The organism is Mesorhizobium sp. B2-7-2 (assembly GCF_006440775.1).
Classification (GTDB): Bacteria; Pseudomonadota; Alphaproteobacteria; order Rhizobiales; family Rhizobiaceae; genus Mesorhizobium.
The window spans coordinates 141819-164599 of the sequence record NZ_VFTZ01000009.1; the positions used below are offsets into that span (position 1 = coordinate 141819).

The following is a 22781-nucleotide window of genomic DNA, read 5'->3' on the forward strand; positions in this document are numbered from 1 at the left end:
TTAAGGGAGAAATCCAATGGACACCCAAATGCTGATCGGCTCGAGATTCGAGAAGGGCACCGAGGCCGAGGAGCCGATCCTCAATCCGAAGACCGGGGCGACGATCCTCAATCTGCCGGAGGCTAGTCCGATGCAGATCGAAGCCGCCGTCAGGGCCGCCGAACAGGCGTTCGTCAGTTGGTCGCGCACCACGCCGGCGCAGCGCTCCGGTTATCTCTTGAAGATCGCCGACCGCATCGAGGCCGAAGCGAAGGAGTTCGCCGCGCTCGAAGCGCTGAACTGCGGCAAGCCGATCAACGCCGTGCTCAATGACGAGATTCCGGCGATCGTCGACTGCTACCGGTTCTTCGCCGGCGCGGTGCGCTCGATGCCCGGCCAGGTGGCCGGCGAGTATATTCCAGGCCACACCTCGATGGTGCGGCGCGACCCGATCGGCATCGTCGCCTCCATCGCGCCCTGGAACTATCCGCTGATGATGATGGCCTGGAAGCTGGCGCCGGCGATCGGCGGTGGCAACACCGTCGTGTTCAAACCGTCGGAACAGACGCCGCTGACGGCGCTGAAACTGGCGAGGATACTTTCCGAGATCCTGCCCGAGGGCGTCGTCAATGTGGTGCTCGGCCGCGGCGACAGCGTCGGCAACACGCTGATCAACCACCCCAAGGTCAACATGATCTCCATCACCGGCGATGTCGCAACCGGCAAAAAGGTGCTGCAGGCGGCCGCCAAGTCGGTCAAGCGCACGCATCTGGAGCTCGGCGGCAAGGCGCCGGTCATCGTCTTCGATGACGCCGACCTCGGCGCCGTGGTCAACGGTCTGCGCGCCTTCGGCTATTACAATGCCGGTCAGGACTGCACCGCCGCCTGCCGCATCTATGCCGGCAAGAAGATCTACGAAAAGCTCGTCGCCGAGCTCTCCTCGGCCGTCTCGACCATCAAGTACAACCAGCCGGACGATACCGAAAACGAGATCGGGCCGCTGATCTCGCGTCGCCAGCGCGACCGTGTGTCGAGCTTCGTCGAGCGCGCTTCGGAACTGAAGCACATCGAGATCACCACCGGCGGCAAGCCGGGCGAAGGCTCCGGCTTCTATTACCAGCCGACGGTCGTCGCCGGCGCGCTGCAGGAGGACGAGATCGTGCGCCGCGAGGTGTTCGGTCCGGTCGTTTCGGTCACCCGCTTCACGGATGTCGATGAGGCCGTGAACTGGGCGAACGACAGCGACTACGGTCTTGCCTCGTCGGTATGGACCAAGGACGTCTCGCGCGCCATGGCGACCGCCGCCCGCCTGCAATATGGCTGCACCTGGATCAACACCCATTTCATGCTGACCAACGAGATGCCGCATGGCGGCTTGAAGCAATCCGGCTACGGCAAGGACATGTCGCTCTACGCGCTGGAGGATTACACCGCCGTCCGCCACGTCATGGTTGCGCACGGGTAGTGCAGCTTTCCCTTCTCTCCCTGTGGGAGAAGTGGATCGGTGCGCAGCGCCGAGGCGGATGAGGGGTGTTCCAGCTTGGCGCCGAGTCACCCCTCACCCGGATTGCCGGCCGGATTGCGAAGAGCAATTCGGAGGCAATCCGACCTCGGCGACGGTCCCTGTGTCGGCAGAGGCAGCGTAAAACTAAGCAGCCGTCCTGCCCATCTCCGATGTCGCGGGCTTGATGTTCTGGTTGACCCGGAAGACGTTGAGGGGGTCATAGATGCGCTTCACCTGGCTCAGCCGCTCGTAGTTTGCGCCATAGCTCGCCCGCACGCGTGCTTCTCCTTCGTCGTCCATCATGAAATTCACGTATCCGCCTTCGCCGTTATGGGGATGGATGCTCGCCCAGTAATTCTTGGCCCATTTGGTGAGGTCGGCGGCCTTGCCTGGATCGGGATCGATGCCGGCGATGACCATTGACCAGGTTGCGTCGCGCGCGTTCCATGCCGTCTCGTTCTTGCCGATGCGGCGAACGGCGCCATCGATCGGGTAAAGATGCATGAGCGACAATTCGCTCGGCGCCTCGGCGGCCTGCGCGATATGGGTCGCGATGGCTTCGTCGGGAAGCGACTTGACGAAATCGCCCTTCCAATACCATTGCAGGCCTTTCGGAAGCAGCGGGTCGAACAACGCCTGCAGGGCCGGGAACGGCATCACGCCCATCCAGTTGAAGATCGGTGGGGGCAGAGTGTCGAGCAGTGGCGCCATGGCCTTGCGGCCGTCCTCCTCGGTGCCGTTGTAGCAGGAAATGATGGCGCATGCGCGCTTGCCCCAGTATTCGCGCGGGAAGGGATCGGTCGAGGGAACGGTTTTCAGGCCGACAAAAGCGCCAAGATCTTCCGGCGCCTCCGGCAGGTAGTCGCGATAGGTCTGCATGACGGCCAGCGCATCCTTGGCCTCCCAGAACACCGGGCCGCCGAAGATCATGTTCACAGGATGGGCCTGGAACAGGAAGCTTGTCACGACGCCGAAATTCCCGCCGCCGCCCCGCAGCGCCCAGAACAGGTCGGGGTTCTCCGCTTTGCTGGCTGTCACCACGCTGCCGTCGGCCAGCACCAGATCGGCTTCGATCAGATTGTCGATGGTGAGGCCGTATCTGCGTGTGAGATAGCCCGTCCCGCCGCCGAGCGTTAGGCCGGCAACGCCTGTGGTCGAGACGATCCCGGCCGGAACGGCCAACCCGAAAGGATGGGTGGCATGGTCCACGTCGCCCGATGTGCAGCCGGGTGCGACCCTCACGGTGCGCGTTTTCGCATCGACATGGACCCCCTTCATCATCGACAGGTCGATGACGAGCCCGTCGTCGCAAATCCCCAACCCGGCGCCGTTGTGCCCGCCGCCGCGCACGGCGATCAGCAGGTCGTTGTCGCGCGCGTATTTTACAGCGGTGATCACGTCGGCGACATCGGCGCAACGCGCAATCAGCAGCGGGCGCTTTTCGATCATGCCGTTATAGACCTTGCGGGCTTCGTCATACCCGGCATCGTCACGCGCGATCACGTCTCCGCGCAGGCTTTCACGCAGTTTTGCATGGGTTTCGTCGGTCATCGATTTGCTCCCTTGATTGCGCCCATCGCCATGCGGCGTCGGCGCGACGCATTTGTTGCTTCGTTATGCCGCCTCGACGGACGGGTGCGTTGGATGGTGCAGGAACAGCACATTGCACCAATCCGGTGCGCGCCGCTTCGCCCGAAAGGACCAGCGGAGCATGGCCCAGGTGAGCCATGATATGGCGGCCAGGAGTGCCGCCGGGTTTGCCCATGCTGGGGTGCTCGGCCCCTGGCCTTGTCGATCTGGTGATAACGAGCGGCCGCTCGCGTCGCAGCCGCTCGCGCCTTCGTGCTCGCCGGCGGCCTCTCAGCCCCGGCTCTTCGACGATGCAGCTATTCCACGATCCGGAAGATCGTCCATTGGCTGGTGCCCGACACCACATAGGGCTCCAGCTCCTTGCCCCATTTGGCATGCGCGTCGATCTTGGCGATCTTGGCGAAGAATTCCTCCAACTGGGCCAGGCTTTCGACCTGGTGGTGCGCCTCGATCGTCGCTTCGCGCGCGCCCACGGAACCGGTCATGAGCTGGAACTTCATGTCGGCGAGCCCGACCTGCGAGCCGATCTCGCGCTCCCATTTGCGCATCAGCTCGAGCGCGGTCTGCTTGTGACCGAACTTGGCGTCGATCTGCCATCTGGCACTGAACATTTTGGTTCTCCTCCCTGATTTGCGGTTGAGCCGCTGTTAACTATTCGTCCCAGGCCTGAACGACGGTCTGCCGCGCGATCCGCCCGTTCTTCAGCTCCACCATCGCCGCGCAGTACACCTTCGTGCCGTCCGGATAGGCGCAGGCTTGCATAAAGGCGAGGTTGTCCCCCTCGGTAATGGTGGTATCCACCTTGTGGGTCATCGCCCGGCTGCAGATGTCGTCCCAGAAGGTGCTGATCGCCGCCCGGCCGCGGATCTCGCGCGGTTTGCTCGGCGGATTGTTGCGGTCGATCACCCGCACCAGCGCGTCGTCATTGTAGAAGCTCGATAGGAGCTTGCCGTCACGGCCTTCGATCGCCTTCTTGATCGCCGCGCCGTCCACTGTCTGTGTCTTGGTCAGCATGTCGTCCTCCATGTGCCCATCGTCTGGGCGGTTGATATGCGAAAGTGCCGCCCGGCGCTTGGTGCCGGGCAGGGGTTTTTCATTGCGACTTGGTTTTGACTGCCGCGAACAGGTCGTCGGTCTGCTTCTTGAAGGTCGCCAGGTCGACCTGGCTGCCGTTGAGCATCGTCGACCAGTGGCGGACGATCGCCGCCATCGCGATGGCCTCCTTGATCTCCTCGTCGCTCGCGCCGTTCGCCTTGGCCGCCAGCGTGTGGAAATAGATGCAGTACTGGCAGGGGATCTGCGAGGCGACCGCGAGGCCCATCAGCTCCTTGGTCTTGCCGTCGAGCGCGGTCTTGGGGTTGAGCTGCACCCCCTTGATCTCGGCCCAGGCGCCGGCGACCGCGACGTCCGGCAAAATCTTGAACATGTCCGGCACCGTGCCGAGCGTGGCCTGGATGTCTTTGTAGGCGGCGGTAGCCGAAGCGTCTTCGGCCATCGCGGGGGTGATGGCCAGCAATGCGCCCGCGGCAAATGCCAGCAATCCGATCTTGCGACTGAGTTTCAGCATTTCATCCTCCATTTGGCGGGGCGTTTTCGGCGACATCGCCCAGCCCGCATGGGAAGAATTGATACCTCTTAGGGCGCCTCGACCGCTTCGCCCGAAAGCGCCATGGCTCTCATGGCCCGTCCGGGCCAGCATGTCTGGCCGAGAACGCTGCCGCCGCCGCCCGCGACGGCAGGTCGAGCTTGAGCAGTATGTTGGCGACATGGCGCTTGACCGTATGCTCGCTGAGGCTGAGTTCGGCGGCGATCGCGGCATTGCTCTTGCCGTCGGCGATCAGGCTCACCACCTCGCTTTCGCGAGCTGTCAGCGCCGTCGGCTCGGCCGGCTTGGGCTTGGGACGGCAGGCCGGCTCCAGATGCTGCTCCGACGTCGCAAGAACCGCCGGCATGGGCTCGTCCAGCTCGTCGAGGCTGACGCGGCCGGCATCGACGAAGTGCAGGCCGGAACCTGTCGCAAGATCGGCGACCAGCCGTGAGGCGAGGATATCGCCGCGCCCGGCATGCGCGGCGAGTTGCATTGTCACCCGTGCCGTCAGCCCGACCGGCTGGCCGCGCATTTCGGTCTCGCCGACATGCACGCCTTGCGCGCTCGCCACGCCGATCTGTTGCGCCGCCTCGCGCAATGCCGCGGCGCAGCGCACGGCGCGCGCCGGCCCATCGAAGCGCGACATCATCAATTCGCCATGCGTGCCGGCCGTCCGGCCGCCATGGCGGCCGACCAGAAGCCGCCAGGTTTCCTGGAAGCGCTGGCTGCGCTCGCTCCACATACGATCGCCGAGCCTGGCCGTGTCGTAGATGCGCGTCACCAGCAGCGCCGCCAGCACGCGCTCGGTGTCGGCCACCGCCGGCTCGCCGGTAAGGCATTCCTCGATCAGGTCGGCAACCCGATCGACATCGCCGGTCCAGATCGGATGATCGCGCCCGGCTATCTCGACCAGCCGGGCATGCGGGATCTTCTTCGCGAGGAAGCGGCTGGCGTCAGGGTCGACACGGACGTCGTTGCGGCGATGGATGAGCAGCGTCGGCGCGCTGATCATCGCCAGGATGCCGCGCACGTCGATATCGGCGTTCATGCGGGCAAGGGCTGCCGCGGCGGTCGGGCTGGCCGACAGCCGCTCGAACCGGGCCCACCACTGGGCGAAATGCGCATCGTCCACCCGGCCGGGCGCGAAATTGGGCAAGGTGGCGCCGGTGCCCCACGCCGTCTCCGCCGTCTCGATAAAGGCCTCCAGGCGCTCCGGCGGCATCACCCATTTGTGGAAATGCGCATAGCCGCCATAAAGCACCAGCGCGCGCGTCCGCTCCGGATAGGTGGCGGCGAACAGCATCGCCATCGGCGCGCCTTCCGAGGCGCCGAGGATCGCCGCGCGGCCGCTGCCGGCGGCGTCCATCACGGCGCGCACGTCGTCCATGCGGGTCTCTAAGTTCGGCAGATGAAGGGTATCGACACGGTCGGAGAGTCCGGTGCCGCGCTTGTCGAACAGGATCAGCCGCGAGAAAGCCGAAAGCCGTTTCAACAGGCGGCTGTAGCCCTCGTCTTCCCAGTGCAGATCGAGATTGGAGATGAAGCCCGGCACGAACACAAGATCGAACGCGCCCTGGCCGACCACCTGATAGGCGATCCGCACGGCCCCGCTGCGGGCATATCGCGTCTCGATCGGCCTCACGAGTTCTTCCGCCCGGCCCGACGATTTCCGATCGTTAAACATAGCAGAGCCGCGCCGATAGCGGCAGCTTAAATTTTAGCAGAAAGAAATATAAGGCCGCCCGGTCGCTACGCTATTTTTGCGAAGCGGCGATATCAGCCGGGAAGGCCGTAAGCCCAAGCTTCATGTCGGCCTCCGCGGGGCTGATCGGCCGCTTGATCCTGGCCGAGGCAGCGACCACGAGCTCGTCGAAATTCTCGGTGCCGGCGTCGAGCATCTCGAAGAACTGGCGCCGCATCCGCGGCTCCCAGAACTTGTTGATGTGCTCGGCAACTCCGGCAATACCTTCTTCGCGCGGTTTCGAATGGAAGAAGGCGGCGATCTGGTTGGCCATGCGCACCAGCTTTTCCCTGGTGCTGGCGATGTGGTCTTCGTCATGCGACATGCTTGGCAACTCCGGAAGCCACCCGTTCAGGGTGGGTGAAAATATCGAAATCGTCGCCGCGAACCAGCGCCACCAGTGTCATGCCGGCGGCGTCGGCCGTGCGGATGGCAAGCGCCGTCGGCGCCGAAACCGCCATGATGATCGAAGCACCAATGGCGGCCGACTTCTGCACCATCTCCACCGAGACGCGCGACGTCACCACGACGGCGCCGCTCGCACCGTCGATGCCGGCCTTGGCCAGCGCGCCGGCCAGCTTGTCCAGCGCGTTGTGGCGGCCGACATCCTCGCGCGCCATGACGATGCCCTTGCCGGGAACGTAAAAGCCGGCGGCATGCACCGCGCCGGTCTCTTTGTGCAGCGGCTGCTGCTTCGACAGCAGGCGGACGGCGCTTGTTATATCTTCCGATTGAAGCGTAAGTCGCGACGCACCAACGGCATCGACCGAGCGCATCGCTTCCTCGATGGATTCGATGCCGCACAGCCCGCAGCCGACCGGCCCGGCCAGCCTGCGCCGCCGCGCCTGGAAACGCGTGTTGGCCTTGTCCTTCAGCTTGATCTGGATGTCGATGCCGGCGCCGAGATCCTCGACCTCGATCGCCTCGATCTCTGCCGGGTCGGCAATGATGCCTTCGGTCAGCGAGAAGCCGAGCGCGAAATCCTCGAAATCGGCGGGGCTCGCCATCATCACCGCATGCGTGGTGCCGGCATAGGAGAACGCCACCGGCGTCTCTTCCGGCACCATGCGGTTCGCGGCCGCGGTGCTGCCGGCGCGATGCGCGAGGCGAGAGATCTGGGAAATGGCGGGACGTTCGTTCGTCACGAGGCGCGCCTCCCTGTACTGCCCATCCTTCGCAGCAACTCGCGCCTTTCCTCTCCCCCGTCGATCGGGGGAGAGGTGTCGAGCGAAGCTCGACGGAGTGGGGGTCGATCAGCCGTCAAGATTGAAGCTCTTGCCCCGACACACCTACTCCGCCGCTTCCAGCGGGGCGATGCGCCGGCTCTGCTTGGCCTGCTCGTTATAATCCTTCTGCCAGTCGGTCGGACCGTTGGACGGCGCCACCTGCACGGCGGTAACCTTGTATTCCGGACAATTGGTCGCCCAGTCCGAGAAGTCGGTCGTGATGACGTTGGCCTGCGTGTCGGGGTGGTGGAAGGTCGTGTAGACGACACCGGGCGAGACGCGGTCGGTGATCAGCGCGCGCAGCGTCGTTTCACCCGAACGGCTTGCCAGTCGCACCCAGTCGCCTTCGTGCACGCCGCGGACTTCGGCGTCGTGCGGATGGATCTCCAGCCGGTCCTCGGCATGCCATGCGACGTTTTCGGTGCGCCTTGTCTGCGCGCCGACATTGTATTGCGACAGGATACGGCCGGTGGTCAGCAGCAGCGGATAGCGCGGACCGGTCCGCTCGTCCGTCGCCACATATTCGGTGCGGATGAACTTGCCCTTGCCGCGCACGAAGCCGTCGACATGCATGATCGGCGTGCCGAGCGGCGCCTTCTCGTTGCACGGCCACTGCACCGAGCCGACGCGGTCGAGCAGCTCGAAGGAAACACCGGCGAAGCTCGGCGTCGTCTGGGCGATCTCGTCCATGATCTGCGAGGGATGGGTATAGTTCCAGTCGAGCCCGATGGCGCGGGCAAGCTCCTGCGTCGCTTCCCAGTCGGCATAGCGCGCCTTCGGCTCAATGACCTTGCGCACCATGTTGATGCGGCGCTCGGCATTGGTGAAGGTGCCGTCCTTCTCGAGGAAGGTCGAGCCCGGCAGGAAGACATGCGCGTAGTTCGCCGTCTCGTTGAGGAAGAGGTCGTGCACGACCACGCATTCCATCGCGGCGAGGCCGCCGGCGACATGCTTGGTGTCCGGATCGGACTGCAGGATGTCCTCGCCCTGGATGTAGATGCCCTTGAACGAACCGTCGACGGCGGCGTCCAGCATGTTGGGGATGCGCAGGCCCGGCTCGTCGTCCAGCTTGACGCCCCACAGGCTCTCATAGATGTCGCGCACCGCTTCGCCCGAGATGTGGCGGTAGCCCGGCAATTCATGCGGGAACGAGCCCATGTCGCAGGAGCCCTGCACGTTGTTCTGGCCGCGCAGCGGGTTCACACCGACACCCGGACGGCCGATATTACCCGTAGCCATGGCGAGGTTGGCGATGGCGATCACCGTGGTGGAGCCCTGGCTGTGCTCCGTCACGCCGAGGCCGTAGTAGATCGCGCCGTTGCCGCCCTTGGCGTACATGCGCGCGGCACCCCGGATAAGTTCCGGATCGACGCCCGAGAGCTTGCCGACCACCTCAGGGCTGTTTTCCGGCAGGGCGACGAAGGACGCCCAGTCCTGGAACTCGGCCCAGTCGCAGCGCTCGCGGATGAAGGCCTCGTCGAACAGGCCTTCGGTGACGATGACATGCGCCAGCGCCGTCAGCACCGCCACGTTGGTGCCGGGCTTCAAGGGCAGGTGGTAGTCGGCTTCGATATGCGCCGACTTGACCATCTCGGTGCGGCGCGGATCGAGCACGATCAGCTTGGCGCCCTGGCGCAGCCGCTTCTTCAGCCGCGAGGCGAACACCGGATGGGCCGAAGCCGGATTGGCGCCGATGATGACGGCGACATCGGTGAACTCGACCGAATCGAAATCCTGCGTGCCGGCCGAGGTGCCGTAGGTCTGGCCGAGCCCGTAGCCGGTCGGCGAGTGGCAGACGCGCGCGCAGGTGTCGACATTGTTGTTGCGGAAGCCCTGCCGCACCAGCTTCTGGACGAGATAGGTTTCCTCATTCGTGCAGCGCGAGGACGTGATGCCGCCGATCGCCGTGCGTCCATACTGATACTGGATGCGGCGGAATTCCTTCGCCGTATGGGCGATCGCCTCTTCCCAGCTCACTTCGCGCCACGGATCGGAAATCTTCTCGCGGACCATCGGCGACAGGATGCGGTCCTTGTGCGTGGCATAGCCATAGGCGAAACGGCCCTTGACGCAGCTATGGCCGTGGTTCGCCTTGCCGTCCTTGTAGGGCATCATGCGGATGACCTCGTCACCCTTGACCTCGGCCTTGAACGAGCAGCCGACGCCGCAATAGGCGCAGGTGGTGACGGCCGAGCGCTCCGGCATGCCCTTCTCGAGCACGGTCTTCTCGCGCAGCGCGTCGGTCGGGCAGGCCTGCACGCAGGCGCCGCAGGACACGCATTCGGAAGCGATGAAGTCCTCATGCATGCCGGCGACCATGCGCGATTCGAAGCCGCGGCCCTCGATGGTCAGCGCGAAGGTGCCCTGCACCTCCTCGCAGGCGCGCACGCAGCGCGAGCAGACGATGCACTGTGCCGGATCATAGGTGAAATAGGGATTGGATTCGTCGCGGGCGATGTAGTCGACGGCCAATGAGCCGTGGCCGGGCGCGACGCCGTTCTCTTGCTTGACGTGGTTGCGGCCCTCGACGCCGTAGCGGTTCTCGGTGAGACCCACCGACTTCGCCACTGCGTCGAACTCGCTGGCGCCGGTTCCGGCCTTCTCGTTCCAGCCGGTCGGATGGTCGGAGACATAGAGTTCCATGACGCCGCGACGGATGGCGTCGAGCCGGTCCGACTGCGTGCGCACCACCATGCCTTCGCCGACCGGCGTCGTGCAGGAGGCCGGCGTGCCGCCGCGTCCTTCGATCTCGACCAGGCAGACGCGGCAGGAACCGAAGGAGTCCAGCATATCGGTGGCGCAGAGTTTCGGGATCTCGACCCCGCCCTCCATCGCCGCGCGCATGATCGACGTGCCTTCCGGCACGGTGATGCTTTGCCCGTCGACGGTCAGGGTCACCTGCTTCGTCGCGTTCGACTCCGGCGTGCCGTAGTCGATCTCTTGGATGAGTGTCGGGAAGTCGGCCTTGATGTTCATCTGCCAGCTCCTATTCAGCAGCCACGCGCGCCGGCGCGGGCTTGAAATCCTCGGGGAAATGCGTGATCGAGCTCATCACCGGGTAGGGCGTGAAGCCGCCCAGCGCACAAAGCGATCCGAACTTCATCGTGTTGCAGAGGTCGGTGACCAGAGCGAGGTTCTTCTCCGCCTCGATACCGGCGGCAACCTTGTCGAGAACCTCGACGCCGCGGGTCGAGCCGATGCGGCAGGGCGTGCACTTGCCGCAGCTTTCGATGGCGCAGAACTCCATGGCGAAGCGCGCCTGCTTCAGCATGTCGGCCGTGTCGTCGAACACGGTGATGCCGGCATGGCCGATCAGCCCGTCGCGCTTGGCGAATTCCTCGTAGTCGAAGGGCGTGTCGAACAAAGCGCGCGGGAAATAGGCGCCGAGCGGACCGCCGACCTGCACCGCCTTCACCGGACGCCCAGTGGACGTGCCGCCGCCGATGTCGTCGACGATCTCGCCCAGCGTCAGGCCGAAGGCAGTCTCGAACAGGCCGCCATGCTTGACGTTGCCGGCGATCTGGATCGGGATCGTGCCGCGCGAGCGGCCCATGCCGAAATCCTTGTAGTAGGCAGCGCCCTTGTCCATGATTACAGGCACCGAGGCCAGGCTGATCACGTTGTTGATCACCGTCGGCTTGCCGAATAAGCCTTGGATGGCGGGCAGCGGCGGCTTGGCGCGCACCACGCCACGCTTGCCCTCGAGGCTGTTGAGCAGCGAGGTTTCCTCGCCGCAGACATAGGCGCCGGCGCCGACGCGGATTTCCATGTCGAAGGCGTTGGGCGAGCCCAGCACATTGACGCCCAGCACGCCCGCCTTGCGGGCGATAGCGACCGCCTTGTTCATCGTCGCCACCGCATGCGGATATTCCGAGCGGATATAGACGAAGCCCTTGGTTGCGCCGGTGGCGATGCCGGCGATCGCCATGCCTTCGATCAGCACGAATGGATCGCCTTCCATGATCATGCGGTCGGCGAAAGTGGCGCTGTCGCCTTCGTCGGCGTTGCAGACGATGTATTTCTGCTCGCCCGCCGTATCCAGCACCGTCTTCCACTTGATGCCGGTCGGGAAGCCGGCGCCGCCGCGGCCGCGCAGGCCGGATTCGGTCACCTGTTTCACGATGTCCGCGGGCGCCATCGCCACTGCATTCTGCAGGCCGTTCAGGCCGCCATGCGATTTGTAGCTGTCGAGTGACAGCGGATCGATGATACCGCAGCGCGCGAAGGTCAGCCGCGTCTGCTTGGCGAAGAAGGGGATCTTGTCGGGCGAGCCCAGCCAGCGCTTGTGATGGCCGCCCTTGAGGAAGCCGCTGTCGAACAGGCTCTTGACGTCGGACGGCTTGACCGGCCCGTAGGCGACGCGGCCCTCAGCCGTGGCCACCTCGACCATCGGCTCCAGGAAATAGGCGCCGCGCGAGCCGTTGCGCACGATCTTGGCTTCGACGCCGCGCTCCTTGAGCTCCTTCTCGATCGCTTTGGCGACCTTTTCTGCGCCGAGCGCCAGCGCGCCGGAATCTGCCGGGACATAGATGCGCGGGATCATGAACGTACCTCCGCGACGATCTCTTCGATCTTCTCGTCATCGAGCCGGCCGATAACTTCGCCGTCGAGCATCGCCGACGGCGAGCAGGCGCAAAGCCCGAGGCAGTAGACCGGCTCCAGTGTAACCGATCCGTCGCGGGCGGTCTCGTGGAAATCGATGCCGAGCAACTGCTTGACCTTGGCCGCGACGGCCTCCGAGCCCATCGACTGGCAGGCTTCCGCCTGGCAGAGCTTCAGCACGTGCCGGCCGGCAGGCTTGGCGCGGAAATCGTGATAGAAGCTGACCACGCCGTGCACCTCGGCCCGCGACAGGTTCAGCCCATCGGCGATCACCGGCAGCGCGTCCTTCGGAACGTGGCCGAACTCTTCCTGTATGCTGTGCAGGATCGGCAGCAACGGGCCTTCAAGGCCCTTCATCTCGTCAATGATCGCCGCCGTGCGCGACGCGATCTCGGTACTTGCGGCCTGCATGGTCACGCAGCGCCCTCCCTGGTCGTGGCGGCCAATGTATGTCACCCGGAATATTAGAGCGGTTTCGGGGCAACGACATGCATAGGGCGCAATATCGCTAAGTCCTTACGAAATCAGAGGAAACCTCCGAAATCAATAAAGCGCTCCCGTCGCTTGATAGAAATTCTCTATCGAAATCAGGCAGCTCGCATTGTCTAGCCTAGCGGTGGGCGCGGAAATCGTCCGCCAGCGCCATCGCCTCGTCCAGCAGCGCCTGCACCAGCGGCGTGTGCGGCTCGCGCGGCGCCGCCACCAGCCCGACCGTGTGGCTGGCATCCGGCTCGACGATGGGGATGGCGCGGATGGGTTCGGAAAAACCGAACGTTTCCGCAAGGTTGAGCGGCATGATCGACGACCATTTGCCTGTCCGGATATGCGAGAACAGCACGATCATCGAATTCGATTCCAGCGTCGGCCGCACCTGCACGCCGGCTTCCGCCAGGTGCTGGTCGATGATGCGCCGGTTCTGCATGTCCGGCGTCAGCAGACAGAGCGGCAGCTGGCTGATCTCGGCCCACGACACTTTGTCGCGGTCGGAATAGGGGTTCCCGACCGCCGTGATCAGCTGATAGCGCTCGTCATAGAGCGGCACGCTGGTCACGCGCCCGAGCGGCTCGTTGTCGAGATAGGTGATGCCGGCATCGACGTCGAAATTGCCGAGCAGCGACAAGACTTCGATCGATGTGCGCGACAGCACCGAGAAGGTGACGCCCGGATGCTTTTCGCGGAATGGCGTCGTCAGCCGCGCCACCATGGCGAGCGCCGTCGGGATCGCGGCGATGCGGATGCGCCCGGACAGCCCGTGGCGCGCCGCGCGCATCTCCTCGCGCATCGTGCGTGAGTCGCCGACGATGCGGCGCGCCCAGCCCAGCACCTGCTTGCCTTCCGGTGTCAGGCCCTGGAAGCGCGAACCGCGCAGCACCAGCATGACGCCCAACTGGCCCTCGAGTTGCTTGATGCCGGCCGATAAGGTCGGTTGGGTGACGCCGCACACCTCCGCGGCCCGGCCGAAATGCTCCTCCTTGGCCAATGCGATGAAGAATTCCAGCTTGTCGATCATGCCATCCGATCCGCAGCGTTCGGCCCAAGGTCGGGGAAATCGCCTCGCTTCGCAAGACACACGCGCAATCGGGTCTCGTCCACATTTTGAACCGGCTATCTGTTTTTCGCGCCGCGCATGGCGCTATGTGGGGTAGGGCGGAGCAAGGAGATGCTGAGCTGGTTTCGCAAGCTGTTGCCGCGCGAGGATCGCTTCTTCGATATGTTCGAGCGGCATTCGCGCACCGTGGTCGGCGGCGCCGAAGCCCTCGAGCAGTTTCTCCAGGGCAAGGACATCGACCGCTGGTGCCAAAAGTTGACTTTTTTCGCCACAAGGCTGGCCGGATGACGGGTTCCGGCTCCGCCTGAGAGTGGGCGCTATTTGCCCACCAGGTTCAGGATGTTGCCGTCGGGATCCTTGAACCAGGCCACCTTCATGCCCGAGCCGACATGGATGTCGCCTTCGAGCGACAGGCCGGGCATATCATAGTGCTCGAAGGTGACGCCCTTCGACCGCAGCGATTTGACGATCGGCTCGATCCGGTCGCCGACCGCCCAGGTTGCGGCCGTCGCCTTGTTGGTGCCGGCGAATTGCGAGTGATAGACATTGATGAGGGTGTCGCCGCTTTTGTAGACGATCAGTTCGCCATCCATGTCGTCCACTTGGCTGAGGCCCAGCGTGCCCTCGTAGAACGCCCTTGCCTTGGCGATGTCCTTCACCGCGAGATTGGCTGTCACATTGCTGTTTTCAAGCATGACCGTCTTCCTTCTCCGGTTGTCGTGATGGCGATGGAGATAGCGCGGGCGCGCCGTTTGGCTATGACCGGGCCCGAACCTGCGCCGCGGCCCTGGCCAAATCCGACACCATCCGTCGCTTTCCGGGGCACGCCGGGCGAGCCGTTGCGCCACGGCTTGGTTCTGCCGGGAAACTGCACTATCTGGAACGCCAAACGCCGAGGAAAGATCATGACCGTTACCAAGGAATCCGTCATCGAGCGCCTGAAGACGGTGAACGGACCGGACTTCACCGGCAACATCGTCGATCTCGGCATGGTCTCCGAGATTTTCATCGCCGATTCCAAGGTCTTCTTCTCGATCACCGTGCCCGCCGCCCGCGCCCAGGAACTGGAGCCGTTGCGTGCCGCGGCCGAGCGCGCGGTGAAGGCTATCCCCGGCGTCGCCAGCGCGGTCGTCGCGCTGACGGCGGAGAAGAAAGGCGGCGGCATGGAAGCGCCGGTGCCGACGCGCCCGTCTGCCCCGCGGCCCGCCGCTCCGCAGCCGGCGCCGCAGCGCCCCGCGCCGCACGCGCCCGCATCACAGAGCCATGGCAGGCGCGGCGTGCCCGGCATCGACGCCATCATCGCCGTCGCCTCCGGCAAGGGGGGCGTCGGCAAGTCGACCACCGCGGTCAACCTGGCGCTCGGCCTTGCCGCCAACGGGCTGAAGGTCGGCGTGCTCGACGCCGACATCTACGGCCCGTCCATGCCGAGGCTGCTCAACATCCACGGCCGACCGCAGACCGTCGACGGCAAGGTGCTGAAGCCGATGCAGAATTACGGTCTCAAGGTGATGTCGATGGGCTTCCTCGTCGATGAGGAGACGCCGATGATCTGGCGCGGCCCGATGGTGATGTCGGCGCTGACGCAAATGCTGCGCGAGGTCGAATGGGGTCCGCTCGATGTGCTGGTGGTCGACATGCCGCCCGGCACCGGCGATGCCCAGCTCACCATGGCCCAGCAGGTGCCGCTCGCCGGCGCGGTCATCGTCTCGACGCCGCAGGACTTGGCGCTGATCGACGCCCGCAAGGGCCTCAACATGTTCAAGAAGGTCGACGTGCCGCTGCTCGGCATCGTCGAGAACATGAGCTACTTCCTCGCTCCCGACACCGGCAAGCGCTACGACATTTTCGGCCATGGCGGCGCGCGCCGCGAGGCCGAGCGCCTGGGCGTCACCTTCCTCGGCGAGGTGCCGCTGGAAATGGGCATCCGCGAAAGCTCGGATGCCGGCACCCCGGTCGTCGCCTCCAAGCCGGAGGGCGCGGAGGCAAAGATCTACCGCGATATCGCCAGCAAGGTCTGGGAACGGGTCCAGGAAGAGCGCGGCGCCGCTGAAGCCGCCGTGCCAAGCATCGTGTTCGAATAACTCCCCTTTCCTTTGAAAGGGTCAGGCGCCGACCTTCTCGCCGAACGTCGAGAAGAACTGCCCTGCCAATTTCTTCGATGTCGATTCGATCAGCCGGCTGCCGAGTTGCGCGATCTTGCCGCCGACCTCGGCCTTGGCGGCGTATTTGAGCACTGTCGAGTCCGCCCCGTCGGCGGTCAGCGTCACGTCGGCGCCGCCCTTGGCGAAACCGGCAACGCCGCCCTTGCCTTCGCCCTGGATGGTGTAGGAATGCGGTGGCTTGAGGTTTTTCAGCGTGACTTCGCCGTTGAAGGTCGCCTTGATCGGGCCGATCTTGAGCACCACGGTCGCAGCCATGGCGGTGTCCGAATTCTTCTCGAGACTCTGGCAGCCGGGAATCGCCTCCTTCAGGATCTCCGGGTCGTTAAGGGCTTCCCATACTTTCGCGATGGGTGCGGCGATCCGCTCCTCGCCTTCGATCACCAAAGCCATCAAGACCTCCCGCATTGCTGATGCCGGTTGGTCGTAGCGCGCGGCCCGAAACAAGTCTATCGCACCAAAGTCCGGGTTCCGGCTGCGGCTGCCTCTTGCCTGCATGGACGCATTGTCCTATCGATTTGTCATACAAATACGGAGACCACCATGGCAGGCGCCCCCACCAAGAAGAAGAAATTTCGCTCGCAGGAGTGGTTCGACAATCCCGACAATCCGGGCATGACGGCGCTCTATCTCGAGCGCTACCTCAATTACGGCCTGACCCGCGCCGAGCTGATGTCGGGCAAGCCGCTGATCGGCATCGCGCAGACCGGTTCCGATCTTTCGCCCTGCAACCGGCATCACCTCGATCTCGCCAAGCGCGTGCGCGAGGGCATCGTCTCGATGGGCGGCATCCCATTCGAGTTCCCCTGCCATCCGATCCAGGAGACCGGCAAGCGCCCCACCGCCGCGCTCGACCGCAACCTTGCCTATCTCAGCTTGGTCGAAGTGCTCTACGGCTATCCGCTCGACGGCGTCGTGCTGACCATCGGCTGCGACAAGACGACGCCCGCCTTGCTGATGGCGGCGGCCACCGTCAACATTCCGGCGATCGCGCTGTCGGTCGGCCCGATGTTGAATGGCTGGCACAAGGGCAAGCGCACCGGTTCGGGCACCATCGTCTGGGAATCGCGCCAGCGGCTGTCGGCCGGCGAGATCGACTATGACGAGTTTATGGACATCGTCGCCTCCTCGGCGCCGTCGACCGGTTATTGCAACACCATGGGCACGGCGACCACGATGAATTCGCTGGCCGAGGCGCTCGGCATGCAATTGCCTGGCTCGGCCGCCATCCCGGCCCCGTATCGCGAGCGCGGCCAGATCTCCTATGAGACGGGCAAGCGCATCGTCGAGATGGTGCATGAGGATCTGAAGCCGTCCGACATCATGACCCGCGAGGCGTTCGAGAACGCCATCGTCGTCAACTCGGCCATCGGCGGCTCGACCAACGCGCCGATCCACCTCAACGCCATCGCACGCCATCTCGGCGTGCCGCTCGACAATGACGACTGGCAGCAGATCGGCCTCGATATCCCGCTGCTGGTCAACCTGCAGCCGACGGGCGAGTATCTCGGCGAGGACTATCACCATGCCGGCGGCGTGCCGGCAGTCGTCGCCGAACTGATGAAGGGCGGCCTGCTGCCGCATCCCGATGCCGTCACCGCCAACGGCAGGTCGATGGGCGACAATTGCCGGGATGCCGTCAACGAGAATCACGACGTCATCCGCAGCGCCGACAAGCCGCTCAAGGCCAATGCCGGCTTCATCAACCTTAAGGGCAACCTTTTCGATTCCGCCATCATGAAGACCAGCGGCATCTCGCCCGAATTCCGTGAACGCTATCTCTCCAACCCGAACGATCCGGAAGCCTTCGAGGGCAACGCCATGGTCTTCGACGGGCCGGAGGATTATCACGCCCGCATCGACGATCCGGCGCAGGGCATCGACGAGCACACGATCCTGTTCATGCGCGGCGCCGGTCCGGTCGGCTATCCCGGCGGCGCCGAGGTGGTCAACATGCAGCCGCCGGCCTACCTGATCAAGAAGGGCATCCACGCCCTTGCCTGCATCGGTGACGGCCGGCAGTCCGGCACGTCGGGTTCCCCGTCGATCCTCAACGCCTCGCCTGAAGCCGCGATCGGCGGCGGGCTGGCGCTGCTCAAGAGCGGCGACCGCGTCCGCATCGACCTGAGGAAGGGCACGGCCAATATCCTCGTCAGCGACGAGGAAATCGCCAAGCGGCGCGCCGCGCTGCAGGCCAATGGCGGCTATCACTATCCCCAGCACCAGACGCCATGGCAGGAGATCCAGCGCGGCATGGTCGACCAGTTCTCGGCCGGCATGGTGCTGAAACCGGCGGTGAAATACCAGGACGTCGCCCATACCAGAGGCGTGCCGCGCGACAATCACTAAGCCTATATATTCGGCCGATCAAAAGGGCGGCTTGCCGACGGCGGGCCGCCCTTTTCTGTTGCCCTTGTTTCATCTCCAAGGAACCCACAGATAAGCTCGACCTCGGCAGTTCAGGAAGGGACAGATCATCGTGGCGAAACGGCGCTCTTCCCTCGGCTTTCTCGGCATGTTCGGCCGCTCCGGCGATCTGCGCCAGCTCGACGACGCGTTGCGTGCGGCCGACCTGCATCCGGCGCTGGTACCAGAGGGCGTGAAACTCACCATCGTCAACCTGATGAACGACCGCTGGCCCGATGAGCCGCCGGCGGACGCCTATGCATCCGTGGCGCGGCTCTGCGGCTATTGCGTCGCCGGACGCCATGTGTTCGAGCAGGCCAACGGCCGTGAGCCGACATTGCAGGTCGAGCGCCGCATCGAGGCAGCGCTGGAGGCCGGCGACAGTTTCGATGCGCAGATCGTGCTGATGACGCTGCACGCCAAGCTGATCAACGCCGAGGTCGTCGCGCGCTACGGACTGAGTGTGGAATGAACCGCTGGATAGTATGCGTTGGTATTCAGGTCAGGCCGAGTCGAAAACGGTGTCTTCCGAGAACCGGAGCGGAGCGTACTTAAGGTACAAGAGCACCGGCCTACGCCGGCCGTAGCCTTAACTTCCGCGCCGCCGCCCATGAGTGCTTCGGCCGGCGAAGGCCGGAAGCGCAGGAAGGCATCGTTTGCAGGCCGGCCTCACCTGAATATTAGCCGCCCATCTTGTTGCGCGGCAACTTGATCATCTCGCCGAAGCGGGCGCGCAATTTGTCGTCCAGCAGGCGCGACACGTGGCGCGGGAAGCGCTCTGCAAGCACGCGCTTCTTCTCCGCGATCGCCCGCGACAGGATGTCGGGCCGGCCCTTTTCGTTCCATTCCTTGGGCGAGAAACGGTCGCCGACGGCGGGATAGAAATATTCCGTCTGCATCAGCTTTAGCGTCTGATCGTTGCCGAGATAGTGCCCAGGGCCCTTGAGGCAGACATCGGCGATGGTGTCGATCGACAGCGCGTCGTCGGTCACCTCGATGCCGCGCACGCAGCGCAGGCAATGTCCGAGCATGTCGTTGTCGATGATCAGGCTTTCGAGGCAGAAGCCGAGCAGCGAGGCATGCATGCCGGCCGATTCATAGACCAGGTTCAGGCCGGACAAGCCCGCCATGACATTGGTGATGCCCTTCTCGTAGCCCGCCTGGATGTCGGGCAGCTTCGAGTCCGACATGCCGGCGGCCGAGCCGCCGGGCAGGTCGTAATATTGCGCCATCTGGGCGCAGGCCGCGGTCAGCACTGCTTGCTCGGCCGAGCCGCCCGACATGGCGCCGGTCCTGAGATCGGAGACGAACGGCCAGGTGCCGAAGATCGCCGGATGTCCAGGCTTGACGGCATTGACATAAACCAGGCCCATCAGCACTTCCGCCACCGCTTGCACGACGGCGCCGGCAATAGCGGCAGGTGCCGTGGCGCCGGCCTGGCCGGCCGACAGAAGCAGGATCGGAATGCCGCCTTCGACGCAGGCCTCCAGCACCCCGCAGGCGTCCTCGGCGAACTTCATCGGCGGCACGACGAAGCAGTTCGAGTTCGACACGAAGGGGCGCGCCCGGAAATTCTCCTCCCCGCCGGCGATCGCATAAAGCATTTCCAGCGCCGGCTTGACGTTCTCGCGCACGGTGAACGAGGTGCCGACATGCTTGGACGTCCCCATCACGCAGGCATAGAGCGTGTTGAAATCCATATCGAGCGGGTCGGGAATGTCGCGCGGCACCATGGTGCGCTGGAAGAAGTGGATGTTGTCCAGCCCATCAACGAGACGGGCGGCGTCGTAGAGATCCTGCAGCAGCGATTCGCGATATTCGCGCTTCTCGACATCGACCAGATGCACCGCCGCGCCCGCCGTGCCGTAATGCACGCGCTTGCCCTGGATCAGCATGTCGTGCTTCGGATCCTGGCCATGGAGGGTGAAGTTGCGTGCGGCCTTTTTGATCGTGTCCAGCACCAAGGCGCGCGGCAGCCGAACGCGGCCGTCATCGCCATAGATGCCGCCGACCCGGGTCAGCGCCTCGATGCAGGACGGGATGGCATTGGCGAAGCCGACCGTTTCCAGGAGCGTCAGCACCGCTTCGTGGATGCGTTCGCGGTCGTTCTGGCTCAATGGGCCATAGCTGCCGCCTTCAAGCCCCGGCCGCACCGGACGGATGTCGTCGGCCAAGGGTGCCGCCCGCATCGCGCGGCGCGCTTCGCGCCCGCCGGACCGCCGCGAACGCTGGTCCGACGACGATTCCTGCTTCTCAAGAGCCACTGACATGGAAGCACTCCACCTTTGTCTTTATCTGCGAGGCGGGCGCGGCGGTTGGTCCACCATCGCCTGCCTCGTCCCCTTCTGGCTCCGACTATGCCGCCGGCATTGGCACAGCCTATGGGCCAAGCAATCCCGTCGAATATGCCAGAATGCTAAAGCGGCAAACATACGCCCAAACAAAAAGAGCCGGCGCAGCGCCGGCTCTTTTTTCAGGGAGGTCTGTGGCGATCAGGCGGCCGCGGGCCTGCGGCCGGCGGCGGTGGCAAGTTCGCGGATGCCCGGCTCGATATGCTGCAGCGAGATCGAGGAGATGCCCAAGCGCATGAAACGAGAGGGCTTTTCGCTTCGATCGAAGAACCGGTCGCCGGGTTCGATGATGACGCTGCGCGACGCGGCGGCTTCGGCCAGGCCGCGTGAATCGGTACCGCGCGGCCCTTCCAGCCACAGCGATGTGCCGCCCGCCGAGTCGGTCGAGCGCCACTCTGGCAGGAAAGCGGAAATCGCATGGACCAGGCGCTTGCGCCGTTCGTCGAAGGCGGTGGAAAGCCTGCGCACCAGCGCCTCGTGATGGCCGAGCGACAGGAACAGCGCAACGGCGCGCTGGTTATTCGCCGGCGGGTGCCTGAGCATGAAGCGGCGCAGCGCGCGAAGCTCGGCGATCAGTCCGGCCGAGGCGACGATGTAGCCAAGCCTGAGACCCGGAGCCAGCGTCTTCGACATCGAGCCGACATAGATCACGCGGCCGGAACGATCGAGGCTCTTCAGCGCCTGCTGCGGCGCCTCGTCGAGCAGCTGGCTGTCATAGCCGTCCTCGATAATGATCTGGTTGTTGCGGTTGGCGCGCGCCAGGAGATCCTGCCGCCGTTCGGCCGACAAGGGCACCATGGTCGGGCAGTGGTGACTCGGCGTGACGAAGACGAAGCCGGAATCGCTGGGGATCGCCGAGGTCACGATGCCCGACTGGTCGACAGGAACCGGCTGAATATCGGCGCCGGCCAGCCGGAAGATCGAGCGGGCGTCGGGATAGCCCGGGTCTTCCATGGCCACCTTCGAGCCCTTGGTCATCAGCAGCGTGGCGAGCATATAAAGCGCGTTCTGCGCGCCCAGCGTCACGATGATCTCGTCCGGATTGGCGAAGATGCCGCGCCGCGGCAGAAGCCTGGCCTGGATCTGTTCGATCAGCAGCGGATCGTCGCGATCCACCATGTCGGATGCCCAATTGCGGATCTCCAGCACCGCCAGCGCCATGCGGTTGCACTCGCGCCATTCGGCGGTCGGAAACAGCGCCGGATCGAACTGGCCGTAGACGAACGGATAGGAGGACTTGATCCAGTTGTCGTGCTTGGCCGGCGGCGGCATGTCGCTTGCGGCGATCTGCCGGCGTGCCTTCCAGTCGATCTCGTTCTGCTGGTCGGGCGCCTTCTGGTGCGGCTTGGCGGGGGTGGCCAACACGTCCGGATTGACGAAATGGCCGCGCCGTTCGCGCGCCACCAGAAAACCCTGGTCGACCAGCTGCTGGAAGGCGAGCACTACCGTGCCGCGGGCAACCCCGAGTTTTTCCGCGAGAATTCGGCACGACGGCAACGGCATCGAGGCGGCGATCTGTCGGTCGAGAATGGCCGCGACGATCGCCTGGCGGATCTGCGCCTGGAGGGTTTGGCCGGATTCAGCCGAAATCCGGAACAGGCCGGACCATATGGCCGTGTCATTGCGCTGTGGCATGGGAAATCTTCCTCGGACGGCCAGCTGTTTTCACTTGGCTGGACCAGTGGAGTGTATGGGTGGCATAAGGGGTTGCGCCAATCAATTTTTCTGATCGCTGGGATTTATGCCAGTGATCTATCAAGCGCGACGCGAAGCGTCGTCGCCGCGCAAGCGCGATGCGCAGCATCAAAGCGCGACGCGAAGCGTCGTCGCGGCACTGCCCAGGCGCGATGCGCAGCATCAAAGCGCGATGCGCAGCATCGTCGCGGCACTGCCCAGGCGCGATGCGCAGCATCGTCGCCCCCGCGATGCGCCCCACATTACCCAAGCAATGCGCAGCATCGTCGCCCACACCGCACGGCATCTTGCGGCGAAATCCCCGCACCTCACCATCCAACACCACCCTCATCAAAGCGTGAATGCGGTGCGGCAAAGCCACGCTTGAACGAAATGGAAATCGGCTCGATAG

The 22781-nt window shown here is 64.7% G+C and carries 20 protein-coding genes and 1 pseudogene; 6 read left to right on the forward strand and 15 right to left on the reverse strand.

Annotation, left to right across the window (positions count from 1 at the left end; translation table 11 throughout):
• Positions 1-16 precede the first annotated feature (16 nt).
• Positions 17-1444 carry a gamma-aminobutyraldehyde dehydrogenase gene (locus FJ425_RS14745; protein WP_140724411.1) on the forward strand — a complete coding sequence of 476 codons (1428 nt, stop codon included), beginning with the start codon at positions 17-19 and terminating at the stop codon, positions 1442-1444.
• A 183-nt stretch (positions 1445-1627) separates the two neighbouring features.
• Here the strand turns inward: FJ425_RS14745 and FJ425_RS14750 are convergent, their stop codons facing one another.
• From FJ425_RS14750 to FJ425_RS14805, 11 genes are all read right to left on the reverse strand, one after another.
• Complete coding sequence (locus tag FJ425_RS14750) at positions 1628-3034, reverse strand: FAD-binding oxidoreductase (protein WP_140724414.1); 1407 nt, start codon at positions 3032-3034, stop codon at positions 1628-1630.
• A 335-nt stretch (positions 3035-3369) separates the two neighbouring features.
• Complete coding sequence (locus FJ425_RS14755; protein WP_140724416.1) at positions 3370-3684, reverse strand: hypothetical protein; 315 nt, start codon at positions 3682-3684, stop codon at positions 3370-3372.
• Between the two features lie 40 nt (positions 3685-3724).
• Entirely contained in the window at positions 3725-4087 is a 363-nt protein-coding gene (locus tag FJ425_RS14760) for a nuclear transport factor 2 family protein (RefSeq protein WP_140543087.1), read from the reverse strand.
• Positions 4088-4166: 79 nt separating this feature from the next.
• Positions 4167-4640 carry a carboxymuconolactone decarboxylase family protein gene (locus FJ425_RS14765; RefSeq protein ID WP_140724419.1) on the reverse strand — a complete coding sequence of 158 codons (474 nt, stop codon included), beginning with the start codon at positions 4638-4640 and terminating at the stop codon, positions 4167-4169.
• A 109-nt stretch (positions 4641-4749) separates the two neighbouring features.
• Complete coding sequence (locus FJ425_RS14770) at positions 4750-6303, reverse strand: alpha/beta fold hydrolase (RefSeq protein ID WP_140724422.1); 1554 nt, start codon at positions 6301-6303, stop codon at positions 4750-4752.
• A 112-nt stretch (positions 6304-6415) separates the two neighbouring features.
• Positions 6416-6727: a formate dehydrogenase subunit delta gene (locus tag FJ425_RS14775; RefSeq protein WP_140629183.1), complete on the reverse strand. Its 312-nt coding sequence runs from the start codon at positions 6725-6727 to the stop codon at positions 6416-6418.
• Positions 6717-7547 (reverse strand): formate dehydrogenase accessory sulfurtransferase FdhD, encoded by an 831-nt coding sequence (gene fdhD, locus FJ425_RS14780; RefSeq protein ID WP_140629185.1) that lies wholly within the window; start codon positions 7545-7547, stop codon positions 6717-6719. The genes FJ425_RS14775 and fdhD overlap by 11 nt, the downstream gene beginning before the upstream one ends.
• Positions 7548-7691: 144 nt before the next feature.
• A complete protein-coding gene (gene fdhF / locus FJ425_RS14790; RefSeq protein WP_140724425.1) occupies positions 7692-10604 on the reverse strand; it encodes a formate dehydrogenase subunit alpha in 2913 nt (970 codons plus the stop codon).
• A gap of 10 nt (positions 10605-10614) precedes the next feature.
• Complete coding sequence (locus FJ425_RS14795; protein WP_140724428.1) at positions 10615-12171, reverse strand: NADH-quinone oxidoreductase subunit NuoF; 1557 nt, start codon at positions 12169-12171, stop codon at positions 10615-10617.
• Positions 12168-12647, reverse strand: coding sequence for a formate dehydrogenase subunit gamma (locus FJ425_RS14800; protein WP_140543094.1), 480 nt, complete (start codon positions 12645-12647; stop codon positions 12168-12170). Before FJ425_RS14800 ends, FJ425_RS14795 begins: the two co-directional genes overlap by 4 nt.
• Positions 12648-12840: 193 nt before the next feature.
• On the reverse strand, positions 12841-13740 hold the full coding sequence (locus FJ425_RS14805) for a LysR family transcriptional regulator (protein ID WP_140543095.1): 900 nt from the start codon (positions 13738-13740) through the stop codon (positions 12841-12843).
• Positions 13741-13890: 150 nt separating this feature from the next.
• On the opposite strand from FJ425_RS14805, the pseudogene FJ425_RS14810 reads away from it, so the two are divergent.
• A pseudogene (locus tag FJ425_RS14810) lies at positions 13891-14037 on the forward strand (nuclease PIN); the annotation flags it as partial.
• 59 nt (positions 14038-14096) lie between these two features.
• On the opposite strand, the gene FJ425_RS14815 reads toward FJ425_RS14810, so the two are convergent.
• The gene (locus tag FJ425_RS14815) at positions 14097-14474 is read right to left on the reverse strand and encodes a VOC family protein (protein WP_140629193.1); all 378 of its coding nucleotides are present in this window, start codon (positions 14472-14474) and stop codon (positions 14097-14099) included.
• Positions 14475-14684: 210 nt separating this feature from the next.
• Between FJ425_RS14815 and FJ425_RS14820 the strand changes: the two genes are divergently transcribed.
• The gene (locus FJ425_RS14820; protein ID WP_140629195.1) at positions 14685-15860 is read left to right on the forward strand and encodes an Mrp/NBP35 family ATP-binding protein; all 1176 of its coding nucleotides are present in this window, start codon (positions 14685-14687) and stop codon (positions 15858-15860) included.
• Positions 15861-15881: 21 nt separating this feature from the next.
• Here the strand turns inward: FJ425_RS14820 and FJ425_RS14825 are convergent, their stop codons facing one another.
• Positions 15882-16331, reverse strand: a complete 450-nt coding sequence (locus tag FJ425_RS14825; protein WP_140724431.1) for a carbon monoxide dehydrogenase subunit G — start codon at positions 16329-16331, stop codon at positions 15882-15884.
• A gap of 150 nt (positions 16332-16481) precedes the next feature.
• Here FJ425_RS14825 and FJ425_RS14830 point away from each other — a divergent pair, with 150 nt between their 5' ends.
• Together FJ425_RS14830 and FJ425_RS14835 are read left to right on the forward strand one after the other, a co-directional pair.
• Positions 16482-18287 (forward strand): IlvD/Edd family dehydratase, encoded by a 1806-nt coding sequence (locus FJ425_RS14830; protein WP_140724434.1) that lies wholly within the window; start codon positions 16482-16484, stop codon positions 18285-18287.
• A 130-nt stretch (positions 18288-18417) separates the two neighbouring features.
• Entirely contained in the window at positions 18418-18816 is a 399-nt protein-coding gene (locus tag FJ425_RS14835; protein WP_140724437.1) for a hypothetical protein, read from the forward strand.
• Between the two features lie 208 nt (positions 18817-19024).
• On the opposite strand, the gene FJ425_RS14840 is transcribed toward FJ425_RS14835, so the two are convergent.
• Together FJ425_RS14840 and FJ425_RS14845 are read right to left on the reverse strand one after the other, a co-directional pair.
• On the reverse strand, positions 19025-20614 hold the full coding sequence (locus FJ425_RS14840) for a trimethylamine methyltransferase family protein (RefSeq protein WP_140724440.1): 1590 nt from the start codon (positions 20612-20614) through the stop codon (positions 19025-19027).
• Between the two features lie 222 nt (positions 20615-20836).
• Positions 20837-22330, reverse strand: a complete 1494-nt coding sequence (locus tag FJ425_RS14845; RefSeq protein ID WP_140724443.1) for a PLP-dependent aminotransferase family protein — start codon at positions 22328-22330, stop codon at positions 20837-20839.
• A gap of 112 nt (positions 22331-22442) precedes the next feature.
• Here FJ425_RS14845 and FJ425_RS14850 point away from each other — a divergent pair, with 112 nt between their 5' ends.
• Positions 22443-22757, forward strand: coding sequence for a hypothetical protein (locus tag FJ425_RS14850; RefSeq protein WP_140724446.1), 315 nt, complete (start codon positions 22443-22445; stop codon positions 22755-22757).
• Positions 22758-22781 lie beyond the last annotated feature (24 nt).